The organism is Streptomyces ficellus, from assembly GCF_009739905.1.
Lineage (GTDB): Bacteria > Actinomycetota > Actinomycetes > Streptomycetales > Streptomycetaceae > Streptomyces > Streptomyces ficellus_A.
The window spans coordinates 1,112,208-1,128,775 of sequence record NZ_CP034279.1 but is presented as its reverse complement, the minus strand read 5'-3'; the positions used below and the strand labels follow the sequence as shown (position 1 = coordinate 1,128,775).

15 protein-coding genes are annotated in these 16,568 nt (G+C 74.2%); 4 read left to right on the top strand and 11 right to left on the bottom strand.

Features of this window, described 5'->3' with window-relative positions; all coding sequences use genetic code 11:
• Positions 1-414: 414 nt before the first annotated feature.
• Positions 415-1,404: a polyprenyl synthetase family protein gene (locus tag EIZ62_RS04895; RefSeq protein ID WP_156696213.1), complete on the bottom strand. Its 990-nt coding sequence runs from the start codon at positions 1,402-1,404 to the stop codon at positions 415-417.
• Positions 1,405-1,661: 257 nt separating this feature from the next.
• Complete coding sequence (locus tag EIZ62_RS04890) at positions 1,662-2,705, bottom strand: tetratricopeptide repeat protein (protein ID WP_156691480.1); 1,044 nt, start codon at positions 2,703-2,705, stop codon at positions 1,662-1,664.
• 261 nt (positions 2,706-2,966) lie between these two features.
• Here EIZ62_RS04890 and EIZ62_RS04885 point away from each other — a divergent pair, with 261 nt between their 5' ends.
• Together EIZ62_RS04885 and EIZ62_RS04880 are read left to right on the top strand one after the other, a co-directional pair.
• Positions 2,967-3,725 carry an HAD family hydrolase gene (locus tag EIZ62_RS04885; RefSeq protein ID WP_156691479.1) on the top strand — a complete coding sequence of 253 codons (759 nt, stop codon included), beginning with the start codon at positions 2,967-2,969 and terminating at the stop codon, positions 3,723-3,725.
• Entirely contained in the window at positions 3,722-6,124 is a 2,403-nt protein-coding gene (locus tag EIZ62_RS04880) for a glycoside hydrolase family 65 protein (protein WP_156691478.1), read from the top strand. Before EIZ62_RS04885 ends, EIZ62_RS04880 begins: the two co-directional genes overlap by 4 nt.
• Positions 6,125-6,150: 26 nt before the next feature.
• On the opposite strand, the gene EIZ62_RS04875 is transcribed toward EIZ62_RS04880, so the two are convergent.
• The 6 genes from EIZ62_RS04875 to EIZ62_RS04850 form a co-directional block, all read right to left on the bottom strand.
• Positions 6,151-6,873, bottom strand: coding sequence for a helix-turn-helix domain-containing protein (locus EIZ62_RS04875; RefSeq protein ID WP_156691477.1), 723 nt, complete (start codon positions 6,871-6,873; stop codon positions 6,151-6,153).
• A gap of 88 nt (positions 6,874-6,961) precedes the next feature.
• The gene (locus tag EIZ62_RS04870) at positions 6,962-7,825 is read right to left on the bottom strand and encodes a geranyl diphosphate 2-C-methyltransferase (protein ID WP_156691476.1); all 864 of its coding nucleotides are present in this window, start codon (positions 7,823-7,825) and stop codon (positions 6,962-6,964) included.
• An 81-nt stretch (positions 7,826-7,906) separates the two neighbouring features.
• Positions 7,907-9,340, bottom strand: coding sequence for a family 2B encapsulin nanocompartment shell protein (locus EIZ62_RS04865; protein ID WP_156691475.1), 1,434 nt, complete (start codon positions 9,338-9,340; stop codon positions 7,907-7,909).
• A gap of 224 nt (positions 9,341-9,564) precedes the next feature.
• Complete coding sequence (locus EIZ62_RS04860) at positions 9,565-10,209, bottom strand: LutC/YkgG family protein (RefSeq protein WP_156691474.1); 645 nt, start codon at positions 10,207-10,209, stop codon at positions 9,565-9,567.
• Complete coding sequence (locus EIZ62_RS04855; RefSeq protein WP_156691473.1) at positions 10,206-11,624, bottom strand: lactate utilization protein B; 1,419 nt, start codon at positions 11,622-11,624, stop codon at positions 10,206-10,208. Before EIZ62_RS04855 ends, EIZ62_RS04860 begins: the two co-directional genes overlap by 4 nt.
• Positions 11,621-12,331: a (Fe-S)-binding protein gene (locus EIZ62_RS04850; protein WP_156691472.1), complete on the bottom strand. Its 711-nt coding sequence runs from the start codon at positions 12,329-12,331 to the stop codon at positions 11,621-11,623. Before EIZ62_RS04850 ends, EIZ62_RS04855 begins: the two co-directional genes overlap by 4 nt.
• A gap of 268 nt (positions 12,332-12,599) precedes the next feature.
• Between EIZ62_RS04850 and EIZ62_RS04845 the strand changes: the two genes are divergently transcribed.
• Both EIZ62_RS04845 and EIZ62_RS04840 read left to right on the top strand, forming a co-directional pair.
• Positions 12,600-13,163 carry an HPP family protein gene (locus EIZ62_RS04845; protein WP_280117730.1) on the top strand — a complete coding sequence of 188 codons (564 nt, stop codon included), beginning with the start codon at positions 12,600-12,602 and terminating at the stop codon, positions 13,161-13,163.
• Positions 13,164-13,219: 56 nt separating this feature from the next.
• Positions 13,220-13,501 carry a hypothetical protein gene (locus tag EIZ62_RS04840; RefSeq protein ID WP_208827769.1) on the top strand — a complete coding sequence of 94 codons (282 nt, stop codon included), beginning with the start codon at positions 13,220-13,222 and terminating at the stop codon, positions 13,499-13,501.
• A 29-nt stretch (positions 13,502-13,530) separates the two neighbouring features.
• On the opposite strand, the gene EIZ62_RS04835 is transcribed toward EIZ62_RS04840, so the two are convergent.
• From EIZ62_RS04835 to EIZ62_RS04825, 3 genes are all read right to left on the bottom strand, one after another.
• Complete coding sequence (locus EIZ62_RS04835; protein ID WP_156691471.1) at positions 13,531-14,253, bottom strand: Clp protease N-terminal domain-containing protein; 723 nt, start codon at positions 14,251-14,253, stop codon at positions 13,531-13,533.
• Positions 14,254-14,284: 31 nt separating this feature from the next.
• Positions 14,285-15,511, bottom strand: a complete 1,227-nt coding sequence (locus EIZ62_RS04830; RefSeq protein WP_156691470.1) for an ABC transporter substrate-binding protein — start codon at positions 15,509-15,511, stop codon at positions 14,285-14,287.
• A 97-nt stretch (positions 15,512-15,608) separates the two neighbouring features.
• Positions 15,609-16,562 carry an NADP-dependent oxidoreductase gene (locus EIZ62_RS04825; RefSeq protein ID WP_156691469.1) on the bottom strand — a complete coding sequence of 318 codons (954 nt, stop codon included), beginning with the start codon at positions 16,560-16,562 and terminating at the stop codon, positions 15,609-15,611.
• Between the last annotated feature and the right edge of the window lie 6 nt (positions 16,563-16,568).

Sequence of the window (16,568 nt, the reverse complement as noted above, 5' to 3'; positions counted from 1 at the left end):
GAATTACTCGAAATGACTACGGAGCGAGCCTTTGTGCGGCTGCCGCAGTGCGATGGATCAAAGCACGGGGGCGCGTTGCTCAGCCAATCCGGTGAGCGGCCGTAACGGCGGTTCACCGGTGCTGAATTACGTCGATGTGCAGGTGCGTCCATGGCTTGGTGGCAGCTTCTTCACACGGCGGGCGTCCGGCCCATTCGGCGGCCGTGTCACGGGAGTTTCGGAACGGGACATTCCGGTACCAGGGGTAACCGCGCACCGGCCGGATCATGACGGCCGCCGGGAGGCCGTGTGACGCCTGTACATTCGGTGTGCAGATTCCCTGGCAATGCCTCATAACGGATGTGCGTGCCAGGTGGGGAATCGGTCGTTTCCCGGGAGTTGGACGCCTTTGTCGGGGCCGTCCCTCCGGCCCGCTCAGCCGGCCCGGCCCACCACGTACGGGAGCAGCGCCAGCAGCCGGCCGGCCGGCTCCGGGGCGAGCGGAACGCCGCGCAGGCACGCCCGCGCCCGGTCCAGGCGGGCGTCCGCCTCCGCCATGGCCGCCGCCCGGCCGCCCGCCTCCTCCACGAGCCCCGCCGCCTCGCGCAGCGCGGCCTCCTCCAGCGGCCCGGCGCCGCTCAGCAGCGCGGCCAGCCGGCGGGACGCCGGTACGCCCGCCGCCAGCGCGGCCAGCACCGGCAGCGTCTTCTTGCGGCGCCGCAGGTCGCCGTGGACCGGCTTGCCCGTCACCACCGGGTCGCCCCACAGGCCCAGCACGTCGTCCACCGCCTGGAACGCGACGCCCAGCTGACGCCCCGCCGTGGCCAGCGCGTCCACCGTCGCGGCGGGCGCGCCCGCCAGCAGGGCGCCCAGCGCCGCCGCGCAGCCCAGCAGCGCCCCCGTCTTGTGCTCGGCCATGCGCAGGTACGCCCCGACCTCGACGGCGCCGGGGCCCGTCCACGGCCGTTCCTCGAACAGCAGGTCCTCCGCCTGGCCGTCCACCAGGTCCGCCATGTCCCGCGACAGCCGCCGCACGGCCGCACCGCCGTGCGGGCCCGGCGAGCCGGCCAGGACCTCGAAGGCCAGCGCGAACAGCGCGTCGCCCGCCAGGACGGCCGGTCCCGTCCCGTACGCCTTCCACGCCGCGGGGCGCTGCCTGCGGGTCTCGTCGCCGTCCATGATGTCGTCGTGGAGCAGGGAGAACGTGTGCACCAGCTCCACGGCCATCGCACCGTCGACGGCCGCCTCCGCGGGCGCCCCCGCCGCCTCCGCGCACAGCACGGCCAGTGCCTGCCGCACGCCCTTCCCGGACGACCCCGCGCGGGGCTCGCCGCCCTGCTCGCACCACCCGAAGGCGTACCCGGCCATCTCGGCCGGCCAGGCGTGCATCCCGCCGACCCGCGCCCGCAGGGCCGGCTCGACCATGGCCCGGCACCGAGCCAGCACCGCCTCCGCGCCTTCGACGCCCGAAGCGCCTTCCGTGCCCGACGACGCGCCTTCGACGCCCGAAGCGCCCGCCGCGCCCGCCGCGCCCGAAGCACCTTCGATGCCCGTCCCGCCTTCCGTGCCCGGCCTGCCGGGTCGCCGCTCGGCGGCCGGCTCCTTCGGGGGCAGGGCGCCGCCGGACGGCACCGCGTGCGCCGGGGCGGACGTCGGCGCCTCGGGTCGGCGCTGGGAGCGGGTCATCGGTGGGACTCCTCGACGGGCAGGCCGAGCTCGGCATGGGCCTTGTCGACCATGGCTCGGGCATGGCGCAGTCCGATGCGGTCAAGAATGCCACCGAGTTCGTCAAGTTCGGCAGCCGTGCGGGCCGGATCTGCACCCAAACGGGCGCGGGCCTTCACCGCACCCAGCCGGGACAGGGCCTCGCCACGCGGCTCGTCCATCGCCCGGAACTCGGCCAGCGCCTGCTCGTACATCTCCAGCGCCTCCGCGTACCGCCCCGCCCGGTACAGCACGTTGCCGCGCATCTTGTGGTTGTAGGCCAGCGCGCTCGACAGGTCCATCTCCCGGCAGCCCGCCTCCGCCCGGGAGAGCAGCTCCAGTGCCCGGCCGGTGTCCCCGTCACGCACCGAGACGATGTCGGCCAGCCCGCGCAGCGCCCAGGCGTGGCCCCGCCGGTCGTCCGCGCCGGCCGCTATCCCGGCGGCCTCCTCGAACAGCTCGTACGCCGTGTCGTACCGGCCACTGTTGCGGTGCATCTGCGCGATGCCCTCCAGCGCCCACACCGTGTGCCGCGCCTCCCCCCGCTTGCGCGCCTCAGCGAGCAGCTCGTCGTGCAGGGCGCCGACCGCCTCGTAGTCGCCCTGGATCCGGCCCGTCTCCGCGAGCCCGGCCAGCGAGTACCCATGGGCAACGATGTCACCACCTCGCTTGCCCATGTCCGCCGCGTACCGCAGGAGCCGGAACGCGAGCGCGAGCGCGCCGCGCTGCCGGGCCAGCGTGCCACCGCTCCACAGCGCCCACGCCATGGCCGACAGGTCTCCGGCCGAACGGGCCGTGCGGTACCCCTCCTTCCACGCCCGGTCCGCGGCCTCGACGTGCCCGAGCCGCCGGTGCGCCTCGGCCAGGGCCAGCGCGGCACGCGCCGTCTCGGGCGCGTCCCCGGCCCGCCGGGCGGCGGCCATCTGCTCGGTCGCCGCGGCGAGGACGTCCGTGAGCGACGAATTCACCGACAGCGCGCTGAGCGCACCCTGGTACTCGGGCGCGAGAGCCTTGCTGAACATGCGTGCCTTCTCTTCTCTCTCGTCGGATCGGTCGACCGCGCGCGCTTCGGCAGAGAAGAGGATCAAGAACCGTGCGGGGTTGCCTCCCCGGCCGAGGTCACGACCGTGGACGGACGGCCGTGGTACCCGAGAGGTACGGCGAAGGACGCGGCGGTAGTCCCGGAGAGGGACGCCGGGGGAGAGGGGCCGCCGGCCGCCGCGTACCACGGCCGTAGCAGGGAACTCGCCGGGGTCCGCAGGACGATCCAGGAGGAACCGCCCATGACCGCACCGGTCCCCGACCCCCGGCTGCGGGCGATGCGCGCCGTGGTGTGCGACACCGACGGCGTCGTCACCGACACCGCCCGGCTGCACGCCGCGGCCTGGAAGGCGGCCTTCGACGCCCACCTCCGCGCGCATCCGCCCGACGACCCCGCCGGGCGCCGCCCCTTCGACGCCACGGCGGACTACCTCCGGTACGCCGACGGCCGGTCCCGCCTCGACGGCGCTGCCGCGTTCCTCGCCTCCCGCGGCCCCCGGCCGTCCCCCGACACGACCCGGGCGGTGGCCGCCGAGAAGGAACGGCTGTTCACCGAACGGCTCCGCACCACCGGGGCGCACGCCTACCCGGGGTCGCTGCGGCTGCTGCGCGCCCTGCGCCGCGCCGGGACGCCGCTCGCGGCCGCCTCCGCGTCCCGGCACGCCCGCGAGGCCCTCGCCTCCGCCGGGGCCCTGGAGCTGTTCGACGCCTGCGTCGACGGCACCGACGCGGCCCGGCTCCGGCTGCCGGGCAAGCCCGACCCCGCGCTGTTCCTGGAGAGCGCCCGCCGCCTCGGCACCCCGCCGGCCGACTGCGCGGTCGTCGAGGACGCCCTCGCGGGCGTCGACGCCGCCCGGCGCGGCGGCTTCGGCCTGGTGGTCGGCGTCGACCGCACGGCGGGCCCCGGAACAGCGGACGCCCTGCGCCGCGCGGGCGCCGACATCGTCGTACCCGACCTGGCGGAGCTGCTCGTGGCGCCCCGCGAAGGAGCGCCGTCGTGACGGACTGGACCTGGGAGTACGAGGGGTACGCCCCCGCCAAGGAGAGCCTGCGCGAAACCCTGTGCACCCTCGGCAACGGCTACTTCGCCACCCGCGGCGCCGCCACCGAGTGCTCCGCCGACGCCACCCACTACCCCGGCACCTACGCCGCCGGCTGCTACAACCGCCTCACCTCCGACGTGGCCGGACGCACGGTCGAGAACGAGGACATGGTCAACCTGCCCAACTGGCTGCCCCTGCGCTACCGCATCGACGACTCCGAGACCCCCGGCGCCTGGCTCGGGCCCGACAGCGACCAGCTGAGCGACCACCGCCAGACGCTCGACCTCCGCGCCGGCACCCTGGAGCGCGTCACCCGCTACGAGGACGACGACGGCCGGCGCCTCGCCGTACGCCAGACCCGGCTGGTCCACATGGCCTCCCCGCACCTCGCCGCACTGCGCACCGAGTTCACCGCCGAGAACTGGGCCGGCACGCTCGACGTCGAAGCCGCCCTCGACGGGACCGTCACCAACGCCGGGGTGGCCCGCTACCGGCAGCTCGCCTCCCGCCACCTCACCCATGTGCACACGGGCGACGCCGGCCCCGGCACGGTGTGGCTGCGCTGCCGCACCCGCACCTCCGACCTGCGCGTCGGCATGGCGGCCCGCACCACCCTCACCGGCGCCGAGGACACCGCGCCCGCCGTCCACCACGACGAGGGCCGCGTCACCCAGCGCTTCCGCCTCGCGCTCCGGCCCGGCAGCCCGGTCGTCCTGGACAAGACCGTCGCCCTGCACACCTCCCGCGACGCGGCCATCAGCGACCCCCTGAACGCCGCCGTCGACCGGGCGCGCCGCGCCCCCGGCTTCGAGGCGCTGCTCGCCTCGCACCGCGCCGCCTGGCGGCAGCTGTGGCGGCGGGCCGCGCTGGAGGTCCCCGGCCAGGCCGGCCGGATCCTGCGCCTGCACCTCTTCCACGTGCTGCAGACCCTCTCCCCGCACACGGCCGACCTCGACGTCGGCGTGCCCGCCCGCGGCCTGCACGGCGAGGCGTACCGCGGCCACATCTTCTGGGACGAGCTGTTCGTCCTGCCCTACCTCAACCTGCACTTCCCCGAGGTCTCCCGGGCCCTGCTCACCTACCGCCACCGGCGGCTGGAACGCGCCCGCCTCACCGCCCGCGACGCCGGCTGCACCGGGGCCATGTACCCGTGGCAGAGCGGCAGCGACGGCCGCGAGGAGACCCAGACGCTCCACCTCAACCCGCGCTCCGGACGCTGGCTGCCCGACCACTCCCACCTCCAGCACCACGTCGGCTCGGCCGTCGCGTACAACGTGTGGCAGTACTGCGAGGCGAGCGGCGACACCGAGTTCCTGCACACCAAGGGCGCGGAGATGCTGCTCCAGACCGCCCGCTTCTGGGCCTGCCGCGCCGCCTTCGACCCCGGTCTCGGCCGCTACCGCATCCGCGGCGTCCTCGGGCCCGACGAGTACCACGACGCCTACCCGGACGCCGCGCGGCCCGGGCTCGACGACAACGCGTACACCAACGTCACCGCCGCCTGGGTGCTCGCGCGCACCCTGGAGCTTCTGCGCGACCTGCCGGAACCGCGCCGGCGCGAGCTGGCCGAGCGCACGGAGCTGGACCACGGTGAGCTGGAGCTGTGGGAGGACGTCTCACGCCGCCTGCACGTGCCCTTCCACCAGGGCGTCATCAGCCAGTTCGAGGGCTTCGGCGAGCTCGCCGAACTCGACTGGGAGGGCTGGCGGCGCCGCTACGGCGACATCCGCAGGCTCGACCGGATCCTGGAGGCCGAGGGTGACTCCGTCAACCGCTACCAGGCGTCCAAGCAGGCCGACGTCCTGATGCTCGGCTACCTCTTCTCACCCGCCGAGCTGCGCGCCCTGCTGGGCCGCCTCGGCCACGACCTGGACGACGGGACCTGGCGGCGGACCGTGGACTACTACCTGCGCCGCACCAGCCACGGCTCGACCCTGAGCGGCCTGGTGCACGGCTGGGTCCTGGCCCGGGTCCGGCGTGCCGAGGCGTGGCGGTTCTGCCAGGAGGCCCTGGAGGGCGACATCGCCGACGTCCAGGGCGGCACCACCGGCGAGGGCGTCCACCTCGGGGCGATGGCGGGCACCCTCGACCTCGTACAGCGCGGCCTGACCGGCCTGGAGACCCGCGGCGGGACGCTCCGCCTCGACCCGGTGCCGCTGCCCGAGCTGTCCCAGTACGACTTCACCCTCCGCTACCGGGGCCACTGGGGCGTCCGGCTGCGCATGACACCGGGGCACCTGCACATCGCCGTGCCGGGCTCCGGCAGCGAACCGATCGGCGTCGAGCTGCCCGACGGCACCGTGGTCCCGGTCGAACCGGGCGAGGTCCGCGAACTGCCGCTGCCCGATCCGTCCTGATCGGGCCTGATCCATCGAAGATAGTGCTAGACGCGGGGGTACGACCCGTGGGCGTACGGGACGTCGATGCGCCGGCCGCTGACCCGGGCCGGGGTGACGGCCACCCAGTGGGCGTCCGCGGCGTCCGCCCACGGCGTGCCGTACGCCTCCTCGTCGAGCCTGCGCACCGCCTCGGGGTCGGTGACGTCATGCGGCTCGCCCACGACCTGCACGCTCCAGCCGCGGCACAGCGCGTCGTCGATGTGGTCCACCTCGAACGCCGTCCGGCCGTCCCCGCCCATGGGCGCCACCCCGGCGTCCGACGCGACCCGGAAGACGACCTCACCATCGGTGACCAGGTAGTTCACCGGCAGGATGGCAGGCCCGTCGTGCGTCGTGACGGCGACGTGCCCCACACCGTGCGTGCCCAGCAGGGTGCGGCACTCGTCGAGGTCGAGATCGACCAGCTCGGGGTGGAGCGGGGCGTGGGCGCCGCCGGGGGCCAGGTCGGCGGTGCCGCCGGTGAGCTCCACGACGCTGGTCTCCAGCGCGTCCGACAGCCGCATCAGGAAACCGATCCCCGGGGTGGCGGGCTGCTCCTCCAGGTACTGGATGTAACCCGGCGCGGAGCGTGCCCGCACGGCCACCTCCTCGCGGCTCAGACCGAGCTGCGCGCGGCGCGCGGCCACCCGCCGGCCGATGTCCCCCCGGCACAGGCCGTGCGACTGCGCGCCAGCCGTACGACCCGGCAACAGCTGTTCCTCGTGCATGGGAGGCACCGTCCTTCCGTGGCGCGACGGCGGGCTGCCTGCCTACCTGCCCACGGTACGCCTCGGCGCGCTCCCGCACCCGTGGGCGTCAGATCCGGTCCGCCGCGATCAGCAGGTAGTGGAAGCTGCCCTCCTCGTACGCGGTGAGGAAGGGCTCCTCGATGCCCGTGGCCAGGGCGGACCGGGCGCGCAGCCGCCAGTAGGGGAGGGCCCGGGCGGTCAGGTCCACGACGTCGATCGGCACGAGGCCGTTGGCCGCCAGGGCCTTGAAGTACGCGCTGCGCGGGTGGATGTTGCACGTGTAGTGCTCGTCGATGCGGCTCACGGACCTGGACCGGCCGCCGGTGAGGTCGTTGTAGCAGCCGGTGACGCAGACGTAGCGGCCACCGGGCCGCAGCACGCGGGACATCTCGGCGTACAGCTCGAAGAGGTCCACGTACATGGTGGTCTCGTTGGTCCAGGCGGCCCGGCGGGAACCGGTCTCCAGGCGGGTGTCCAGCATGTTGCGGAAGTGGAACCGCACCCGGTCGCCGACGCCCCGCTCCTCGGCCTGGGTGTTGGCGAAGCCGACCTGGTACTCGGAGATCGACACCCCGTCGACGTGGGCGCCGAAGCGCTGGTGGGCCATGAAGCTGGTGCCGCCGCGCCCGGAGCCGGCGTCCAGCAGCCGGTCCTCGGGCGTGACGGGGCCCAGGTGGTCCAGCAGGACGTCCGCCTGCGCGGTCTCCAGGCGGTGCAACTCCCGGACGATGCGCTCCTCGCGGGTGTCCTCCGGTCCCTCCAGGACGGCCGGGTCGTAGTCACCGAGCCCGTAGTGGTGGTGGTAGAGCCCGTCGACCTCGCCGAGCCGCAGGTTGACCGGGTCCTGCCGGTTGGTGTCCCAGTAGGCGGCCACCGACTTCTGGAAGTCGGTGCGCAGCACCTCGCCGGAGGAGGAGGTGGTCGTGGTCATGCCGGGGGAACTCCTGAGTGAGGGGGCGGGCCGGGGCGGGACCGCGGAGGGTCCCGCCCCGGAGGGTGCGGTGCGGTCCGACTACTCGGCGCGGGGCCGTACCTCGACGTTCTCCAGGATGCCGATGGCGTCCGGAACCAGGACCGCGGCGGAGTAGTAGGTGCTGACGAGGTAGGAGATGATCGCCTTCTCGTCGATGCCCATGAAGCGGACGTTGAGCCCCGGCTCGTACTCGTCCGGCAGCCCCGTCTGGAACAGGCCGATGACGCCCTCGTTGTCCTCGCCGGTACGCATCGCGATGATCGACGACGTGTGGTGCTCGGTGATCGGGATCTTCCCGCACGGCAGGAGGGGGATGCCGCGCCAGGCGGGGATCTGGTGCCCGCCGACGTCGACGCTGCCGATGTACAGGCCCCGCTTGTTGCACTCCTTGCCGAACGCGGCGATGGTGCGCGGGTGCGCGAACAGGTACTGCGTGTTGCGGCGCATGCTGATCAGGTCGTCGAGGTCGTCCGGGGTCGGTGCGCCGGAGTGGGCCTGGATGCGCTGGTCGTAGTCCGTGTTGTGGAGCAGCCCGAATTCCGGGTTGTTGACCAGCTCGTGCTCCTGGCGCTCGCGCAGCGCCTGGACGGTGAGCTTGAGCTGCTGCTCCGTCTGGTTCATCGGCTGGTTGTACAGGTCCGCGACCCGGCTGTGCACCTTCAGCACGGTCTGCGCGACGCTCAACTCGTACTCACGCGGCTCGAGTTCGTAGTCCACGAACGTCGTCGGCAGGTTCGGCTCGCCGTCGTGGCCGGAGAGGAAGCTGATCTCGACCTCGCCGTACTTGTTCGTCGGCCGGTGCCCGTTGGACGTGAAGCCCTGGACGTGGTCGCGCAGGCCCTCGTACTGGCTCGCCACCTGCTTGTACGCGGTCTGCGACAGCACGAGCGCCGTGGTGCGGGTGGTGGCGCGGACCGTGAACTCCCACTTGCTGCCGTTGTCGCAGGCCAGCATCCGGCCGCCGAAGGAGTCACCGTCGGCGAGCATGCCCAGCCGCGTCTCGGCGTCGTCGTACTTGCCCCTGCCGATCTTCTCGACCTTGCCGTGCGCGATCAGGAAGACCTGATCGGCCTTGCGGCCCGTCTCCACGATGACCTGGCCGGGCTCGTATTCCTTCTGGACGAACTTGTCGGCCAGCGCCGCCAGCGCCGTGGGGTCGGTGAAGCCGCGCAGCAGCGGCAGTTCGCCCAGCTCGGCCGGTACGACCTGCACCTTGGCACCGGTCTGCACGAAGGTCACCCGGCCGTCGCCGACGGCGTACGACAACCGTCGGTTGACCCGGTAGGTGCCACCGGGCACGTGCACCCACGGCAGCTTGCGCAGCAGCCAGCGCGAGCTGATCTCCTGCATCTGGGGCTGGGACTTGGTGGTCGTCGCGAGATTGCGCGCCGCCCGCGTGCTGAGGCTGAGCTGGATGTGCTCCTGCGTCTGGATCGTCGGTGCCGCGGGGGCCGGGCGGGTCTCGACTGCCATGGGCTGCTTTCCCTTTCGTATGATCCACGCGGCGGGCGGCCGGTCGGACAGGGCACGGAACCCACCACGCGTCATCACGCGTAGTGAATAGGTGTGACGCAAAGTGATGGCGTATTGGCGTCCGTGTGCGCGTGTCGCGCCGCAGCGCACGCCCGGACGCGCGCCCCCACCCGTGCCCCGCACGCGCCCCCGCCCCCGGCCCTGGAGCGCCCCGCCGGCCCCCCTCAGCCGTCGGTGACCAGCACGACGTGGAGCGTACGGGGACCGTGCACGCCCTCCACCCGGTCCAGCTCGATGTCGCTGGTGGCCGACGGCCCCGAGATCCAGGTCAGCGGACGCGACGGGTCCAGCCGCGGCAGAGCCAGCGGGAGCGAGGCGACGACCTGGCCGGGCGCGCGGACGACACAGACGTGCAGGTCCGGGACGAGGGTCAGGGCGCGGCGACCCTGGCCCTCCGTCGCGTCCAGCACGATCGTGCCGGTCTCGGCGATCGCCAGGGCGCAGCCCGTGACGACGGCGTCGGTGGAGTCGAGGTCGTACGGCGACAGGGGGCGTCCCGCCGTGTCGTGGCGCCGCTCGGCGGCCGTCTCCGCCAGCCAGTGCGCGGGCAGCCCGGGCGGCACCGCGACCGAGGACGCGCCGCACGCGGTCAGCAACCCGCCGATCGCCGACGGCAGTTCACCCTCCGTCGCGCGGTGGACGTGCGCCCGGTACTCGGCCAGGTTGCGGTGCAGCAGGTCCAGCAGGGCGCCCGGGTCGTCCGGTGCGTGGCTCGTGCGGTAGTCACGGGCGGGCTCCGGGGCGTCCGGGGCGCCGGCGACGGCCGCGCGGACGCGGGCGAGGATCTGCTCACGGGAGCGGGAGCTCATGCGCGGTTCCTCTTCCACCAGTCGCGGAACGGGCGTTCCGGCAGCTCGGGCAGGTCGCGGCCCTCCGTCCACGCGCCGGCGCCCGGCGGCCGCGACGGGTGCGCCGCGCGCGTCGCGGAGGCCAGGCGCTCACCGGTGGCGAGGGCGCCGGGGTGGTCCAGCAGCCAGGTCGCCGCCCGCATCGCCGCCCGCTCCAGCCGGTGCCCCTTCCCGCCCCGCCCGGCGATCTCGCCGCGCAGGTGCACCAGCACCTCGGGGATGTCGATGGCGACCGGGCACACGTCGTAGCACGCCCCGCACAGCGACGACGCGTACGGCAGCGAGGCGTCGATGTCGCTCGCCGTGCCGCGCAGTTGTGGGGTGAGGATCGCGCCGATCGGGCCCGGGTAGACCGAACCGTACGCGTGCCCGCCGGCCCGCTCGTACACCGGGCACACGTTCAGGCACGCCGAGCAGCGGATGCAGCGCAGCGCCTGGCGGCCCACCTCGTCGGCGAGCGCGCCGGTGCGGCCGTTGTCCAGCAGCACCAGGTGGAAGGCGCCGGGCCCGTCGGCGTCCGCCGTCCCCGTCCACATGCTGGTGTACGGGTTCATCCGCTCGGCCGTCGACGACCGCGGCAGCGTCTGGAGGAACACCTCCAGGTCGCGCCAGGTGGGCACCACCTTCTCGATGCCGACGACCGAGATCAGCGTCTCCGGCAGGGTCAGGCACATCCGCCCGTTCCCCTCGGACTCGACCACCACCAGCGTGCCCGTCTCGGCGACCATGAAGTTCGCCCCCGAGATCCCCACCTTCGCCCGCAGGAACTTCTCCCGCAGGTGCAGCCGTGCCGCCTCCGCGAGGTCGGCGGGCGCGTCGGTCAGGTCGTCCGGCGCCGGCCGGCCCCAGTCGGCCATCCGGTCGCGGAAGACGTCCCGGATCTCCCCGCGGTTGCGGTGGATCGCCGGCACCAGGATGTGCGACGGCCGGTCCTCGCCCAACTGCACGATCAGCTCGGCGAGATCCGTCTCGTACGCGGAGATCCCCTCGGCCTCCAGCGCCTCGTTCAGGCCGATCTCCTGCGTCGCCATCGACTTGACCTTGACGACCTCCCGCTCGCCGGTCGCCTTCACCAGACCGGTCACGACACGGTTCGCCTCGGCCGCGTCCGCCGCCCAGTGGACCGTGCCCCCGGCCGCGGTGACGGCCTCCTCCAGCTGCACCAGGTACGTGTCGAGATGGCGCAGCGTACGGTCCTTGATGGCCTTGCCCGCCTCGCGCAGCAGCGCCCAGTCGTCCAGCTCGGCGACCGCGCGGGCCCGCTTCTCGCGGATGGTGTGCGTGGCGTGCCGGAGGTTCGCCCGGAGCACCGGATCGGCCACCGCCTCCCGGGCCGCCTCGGGGAAGGCGGGCATGCCCAGAAACGTTCCACTCACCGCAGCGGCTCCTCTTCCGTGGCGGCCAGGATCTCGGCGATGTGCACCGCCCGCACGCGCTCGCCCTCGCGCCGCAGGACGCCGCCGATGTGCATGAGACACGAGTTGTCCGCGCCGCACAACACCTCCGCCCCCGTCGCCACGGCGCCCCGCACCTTGTCCCGCCCCATCGCCACCGACACGGCCGGGTTCTTCACCGCGAACGTCCCCCCGAACCCGCAGCACTCCTCCGCGCCCGGCAGCTCCACCAGCTCCAGGCCCCTGACCGCCTCCAGCAGCCGGCGCGGCCGCTCGCCGAGGCGCAGCAACCGCAGCCCGTGACACGACGGGTGGTACGCCACGCGGTGCGGGAAGTACGCCCCGACGTCCGTCACGCCCAGCACGTCCACCAGGAACTCCGTCAGCTCGTACGTCCGCGGCCCGAGCCCCGGCTCGCCCAGCCCGGCGTAGTGGTCGCGCACCATCGCCGCGCACGAACCCGACGGGGTCACGACGTACTCGTACCCCTCGAACGCCCGCGCCGTGCGGTGCGCCAGCGTCGCGGCCTGACCCCGGTAGCCCGTGTTGTACTGCGGCTGGCCGCAGCACGTCTGGGCGGCGGGGAAGTCCACGGCGACGCCGAGGCGTTCCAGGAGCCGCACCGTGGCGACCCCGGTCGCGGGATACACCGCGTCGTTGACACACGTGACGAACAGCGCGACGCGCATCGCGACTCCTTCCGTCGTACGGCCCGGGCCGGGACCGCGCCCGGCGGGCCCCGCTGCGGACGAGCCTAAGGACCGGCGCGCCGCCGCGGGCCGGAGCCCCCCGCAGATAGGTGCCCCCTCCATCGGTACCATCGACGGCGGACTGCGCCCGACCGACCGGGACGGCGCAAGGTCAGCGCACTGTCGACCACAGGGCGTGCTCCGCACAGCACCGACCGCTCCAGACCTGCCCCCGACCGGCCGTGTGCCGCCCGCCCCGGAGATGTTCGTGCTGAGTGCCGACCCCATGCCGCCCACCGAGACCGCCCGGCCCGCCCCCGCCCGTACGCCGCTGCGGTACCGGATCGTCAAGGGCGACGCCCCCGCCCGCCCCGCCCTCACCGGGGCGCTCTACAGCTTCACCGCCGCCACCACGGGCCTCCTCGTCCTCGCCGCGATCGGCGCGGTCATCCACGAGCCGGTGCTGATACCCCCGCTGGCCGCCAGCGCCGCCCTGGTGCACAGCGCGCCCACGCTGCCCCTCGCCCAGCCCCGCTCCGTCCTCGCCGGCCACCTCATCGGCGCCGCCGTCGGCTACACGGCGCTCGCCGTCGCCGGCAGCAGCCCCTGGGTGGCGGCGGTCGCGGCGGGAGTCACCCTCGCCCTCCTGATGGTCGCCCGCGCCCCGCACTCCCCGGCCTGCGCCACCACCGTCGTCATCGTCCTCCAGACCCCCGCGCCCGAACGGTTCGTCCCCCTGCTCACCGGCGCCGCGACGCTCCTCGTCCTCGCCGAGTACGCCGCCTCCCGCCTCCGCCCCCGCGCCCCGAGCTACCCCGCGTACTGGTGGTGACCGGGGGTGGGCCTGGCGAGCGGAGCGACCGTCAGGAACCGCGAGGGCCGTGGGGTGTGCTCCTGGTACTCGCGAACCTGCTCAGCTGCTACGTCGCCTACGGGGCTCTCGTGGCCCGGCCGCGGGGGACGTGGGACGAGCAGACGCTGACCGGCATCGAGTTCGCGTCGGCGCTGCTGGTCGCGCTGGGCGTCAGCGCCTTCCTGCTCGCCCTGCTCCCCGTCCGGCGGCGCGCGCTCAGCCCCTGGTGGCTTGCGCCGCCCCTGGTCTTCCTGGCGGTGGGCGCGGCACGCTGGGCGTACGTCGCGCTCGCCTACCCGCAGGGTCCCGGGGGCTGACCGGTCCGGCGGCCGGTCGGACCGTAGTCCTAGTCCTCCTCGGCGCCCCCCGCCGCCGTCACGTGTGCTTCCGTCGCCGCCTTGTCGACGCCGAGGCGGGTGAGGAGACCGTCGCCGTCCTCGAACTCCAGCAGGGCGAGCAGGATGTGCTCGGTTCCGACGTGGTCGTGGCCGAGGCGGAGGGCTTCGCGGAAGGTCAGTTCGAGGACCTTCTTGGCCGGGGCGTCGAAGGGGACGAGGTCGGGCGCGTCGTCCGTGCCCGGGGGCAGCGCCGCGGTGGCCGCCTCCCGGACCGTGTCGGGGGGCGCGCCCTGTGCGGTGAGCGCCCGGGCGGCGAGCGTCTCGGGCTCGTGCAGCAGGCCGAGCAGCAGGTGCTCGGTGCGGATCTCGTCGTTGCCGGCCGAGCGGGCCTCGTTCTGCGAGGCCATCACGACGTTGCGGGCCTGCTCCGTGAAGCGGCCGAATCCCTGGGCGGGGTCCAGGTCCGAGGGCTCGCCGGCCTTCGGGACGAACCGCTTCTGGGCGGCCTGCCGGGTGACGCCCATGCTCCGGCCGATGTCGGTCCAGGAGGCGCCCGAGCGCCTGGCCTGGTCCACGAAGTGTCCGATCAGGTGGTCGGCCACCTCGCCGAGGTGGTCCGCGGCGATCACGGCCCCGGAGAGCTGGTCGAGCGTGTCGGGGTGGGCCTTCTTGATGGCCGCGATGAGGTCGTCGAGGCGGACGGGCTGTGCCAGACCGAGTGGCTTCGTCATGTGTCAACCGTAGGTTGACAGCAGGGAAGCGTCAACCCCCGGTTGACATCTGGTCGGTGGCGCCGAGGGGCAGCAACTCCCCGTCCGCCCGCAGCCCTTCCACCCGCCGGCTGTCGACGACCACCAGTTCGTACGGGTGCGTCCGGCCCCGCTGCCACTGACCGCCCGCCAGCCGCACCGTGGCGATGTGCGGTTCGGGGCCGGACGTCCAGTCGAGGAGGCCCGCGATCGTCTCCAGCCGGGTCGCGCCCAGCGCGGCGGCCACCGACTCGGGGACCGTGGGGTCCGTCGCCGTGGCCAGGGCGTGCGCGGCCACCTCGAACAGGGCGTACGCCAGGCCCAGCGGCTGGAGCCACTGGTCGCCCGTGGCCCGCTCGTACCCCTCGGCCAGCTCCGCGGGGGTCGTGCCGTCGAGGGACGAGCGGTAGGGGTGGCCGGGCGTCCAGTACACGAGCGTCGCCACGTTCGCCTGGGGTGCCTGCCCGGCCGGCGTCCCGGGGGCGGGCGGGTAGGCCAGCCACCGCGAGCAGGTGATCAGCCGCGGCCGCAGCCCCCGGGCGGTGGCCTCGCGGCGGAACACACCGAGGTCCGCCCCCGTCGCCGCGCTGGTGACGACGTCCACGCCCGCCTCCCGGAAAGCCGTGACGTGCCCGTCCAGGGCGGCGGCCGGCTCCCGGTACCCGGCCGGGTCCACCAGGCGGTGTCCCCGCGCGCGTGCGGCGGGCAGGAAACCGTGCGTGTCGCGGCGCGACCAGGAGCCCTGGGGGCCGTCGTTCCACAGGCACCCGACCGTCCGTTCCGTGCCCCCGGAGGCCTCCCACAGGTCGGCGAAGGTCTCCGCGATGTCGTCGAGACCCCAGCAGAAGTGGTACGTCCAGCGCCGCCGCCGGCCGCCGTAGTAGTACACCTGCCACGGGAAGGCGCTCGACAGGCACGGGACGCCCGCCTCCTCGCAGGCGCCCGCGACCGCCGGCAGCACCTCCGTGCCGGCCAGCGTCAGCACGATCCGGGCGCCCTCCACCTCCACCAGCTCCCGCACCGCCTGCCGCGCGCCCCCGGCGCCCGAGCGGCTGTCGCGCGCCACCAGGCGCAGCCGCCCCCGCAGCTTCGGCCCCAGCACGTCCATCGCGTACGCCAGCGGGTCCCCCAGCCGCGCCAGCCGGCCCGTGCGCGCCACGACCACGCCCACGGTGGGCACCGCGGAGGCGGGCGCGGCGGCGCGGGTCAATCGTTTCTGTTCAGTGTTCGTACCGTCCATGACCCGGACAACGCCTCAGGGCGGAAGGTGTCACGCTGCCGCGCCCGGCCCGGGGTGACCGGACCGGGCGCGGCGCGTGACGGCGGCGCGTGGCGCGTCAGCCGACGGTCAGGACCAGCTTGCCGGCCGTCCGGCCCGTCTCGCCCAGCTCGTGGGCCTTGGCGGCCTCCGCCAGCGGGAACGTGCCCGCGATGGCCGCGCGCAGGCTGCCCTCCTCGACGAGCCGCGCGATCGCGTTCATGCCCGCGTGGTCGGCCTCGACCAGCATCAGCGCCGTACGCACGCCGAGCGGCTCCGCGCGGGCCGCCAGCTCCTCGCCGCCCATCGGGAGGATGGACACCAGCAGGCCGCCCCGGCGCAGCGTGCGCAGCGAGCGGGCGCGGTAGTCGTCGTCCCCGATGGTGTCCAGGACGACGTCCACGTCGCCGACCTCCTCGGCGAAGTCCGTCTCCCGGTAGTCGATCACCTCGTCGGCGCCCAGCTCCTTCAGGAACGCGTGCTTGCCCGCGCTGGCGGTGCCGATCACGTACGCCCCGCGCGCCTTGGCGATCTGCACGGCGAGGTGCCCGACCCCGCCCGCCGCCGCGTGGATCAGGACCCGCTGCCCGGCCTCGACCCGAGCGGTGTCCACCAGCGCCTGCCAGGCGGTCAGCGCGGCCAGCGGCAGGGCGCCCGCCTGGACGTGGTCGACGCCGGCCGGCTTGTGGGCGAAGGCGCGGGCGGGGCCGGTCACGTACTCGGCGTGGGAGCCGACGCCGAACGGGTAGGGCAGCATCCCGAAGACCTCGTCGCCGGGTTTGAACAGGGTGACGCCCATGCCGACCGCCTCCACGACTCCGGAGACGTCCCAGCCGAGGACGTACGGCGGTTCGCCCAGGAACATCGTGGCGCCGCGGTGCTTCCAGTCGGTGGGGTTGACGCCCGCCGCGCGGACACGGACCAGTACCTGGCTGGGGCCCGGCTCCGGGCGCCGGAGCTCCACCTCCTTGAGGACCTCGGGTCCGCCGTGGACGTCCTGGCTGATGGCTCGCATGGTTGCTGTCGTTGTCATGCGTTC

Excerpts from the sequence above, each read along its gene's own strand:
- EIZ62_RS04850 (WP_156691472.1), bottom strand. The coding sequence starts at position 12,331 with ATGCGCGTCGCGCTGTTCGTCACGTGTGTCAACGACGCGGTGTATCCC.
- EIZ62_RS04875 (WP_156691477.1), bottom strand. The coding sequence starts at position 6,873 with ATGCACGAGGAACAGCTGTTGCCGGGTCGTACGGCTGGCGCGCAGTCG.
- EIZ62_RS04895 (WP_156696213.1), bottom strand. The coding sequence starts at position 1,404 with ATGGTCGAGCCGGCCCTGCGGGCGCGGGTCGGCGGGATGCACGCCTGG.
- EIZ62_RS04870 (WP_156691476.1), bottom strand. The coding sequence starts at position 7,825 with ATGACCACGACCACCTCCTCCTCCGGCGAGGTGCTGCGCACCGACTTC.
- EIZ62_RS04885 (WP_156691479.1), top strand. The coding sequence starts at position 2,967 with ATGACCGCACCGGTCCCCGACCCCCGGCTGCGGGCGATGCGCGCCGTG.
- EIZ62_RS04865 (WP_156691475.1), bottom strand. The coding sequence starts at position 9,340 with ATGGCAGTCGAGACCCGCCCGGCCCCCGCGGCACCGACGATCCAGACG.
- EIZ62_RS04830 (WP_156691470.1), bottom strand. The coding sequence starts at position 15,511 with ATGGACGGTACGAACACTGAACAGAAACGATTGACCCGCGCCGCCGCG.
- EIZ62_RS04890 (WP_156691480.1), bottom strand. The coding sequence starts at position 2,705 with ATGTTCAGCAAGGCTCTCGCGCCCGAGTACCAGGGTGCGCTCAGCGCG.
- EIZ62_RS04835 (WP_156691471.1), bottom strand. The coding sequence starts at position 14,253 with ATGACGAAGCCACTCGGTCTGGCACAGCCCGTCCGCCTCGACGACCTC.
- EIZ62_RS04825 (WP_156691469.1), bottom strand. The coding sequence starts at position 16,562 with ATGACAACGACAGCAACCATGCGAGCCATCAGCCAGGACGTCCACGGC.
- EIZ62_RS04860 (WP_156691474.1), bottom strand. The coding sequence starts at position 10,209 with ATGAGCTCCCGCTCCCGTGAGCAGATCCTCGCCCGCGTCCGCGCGGCC.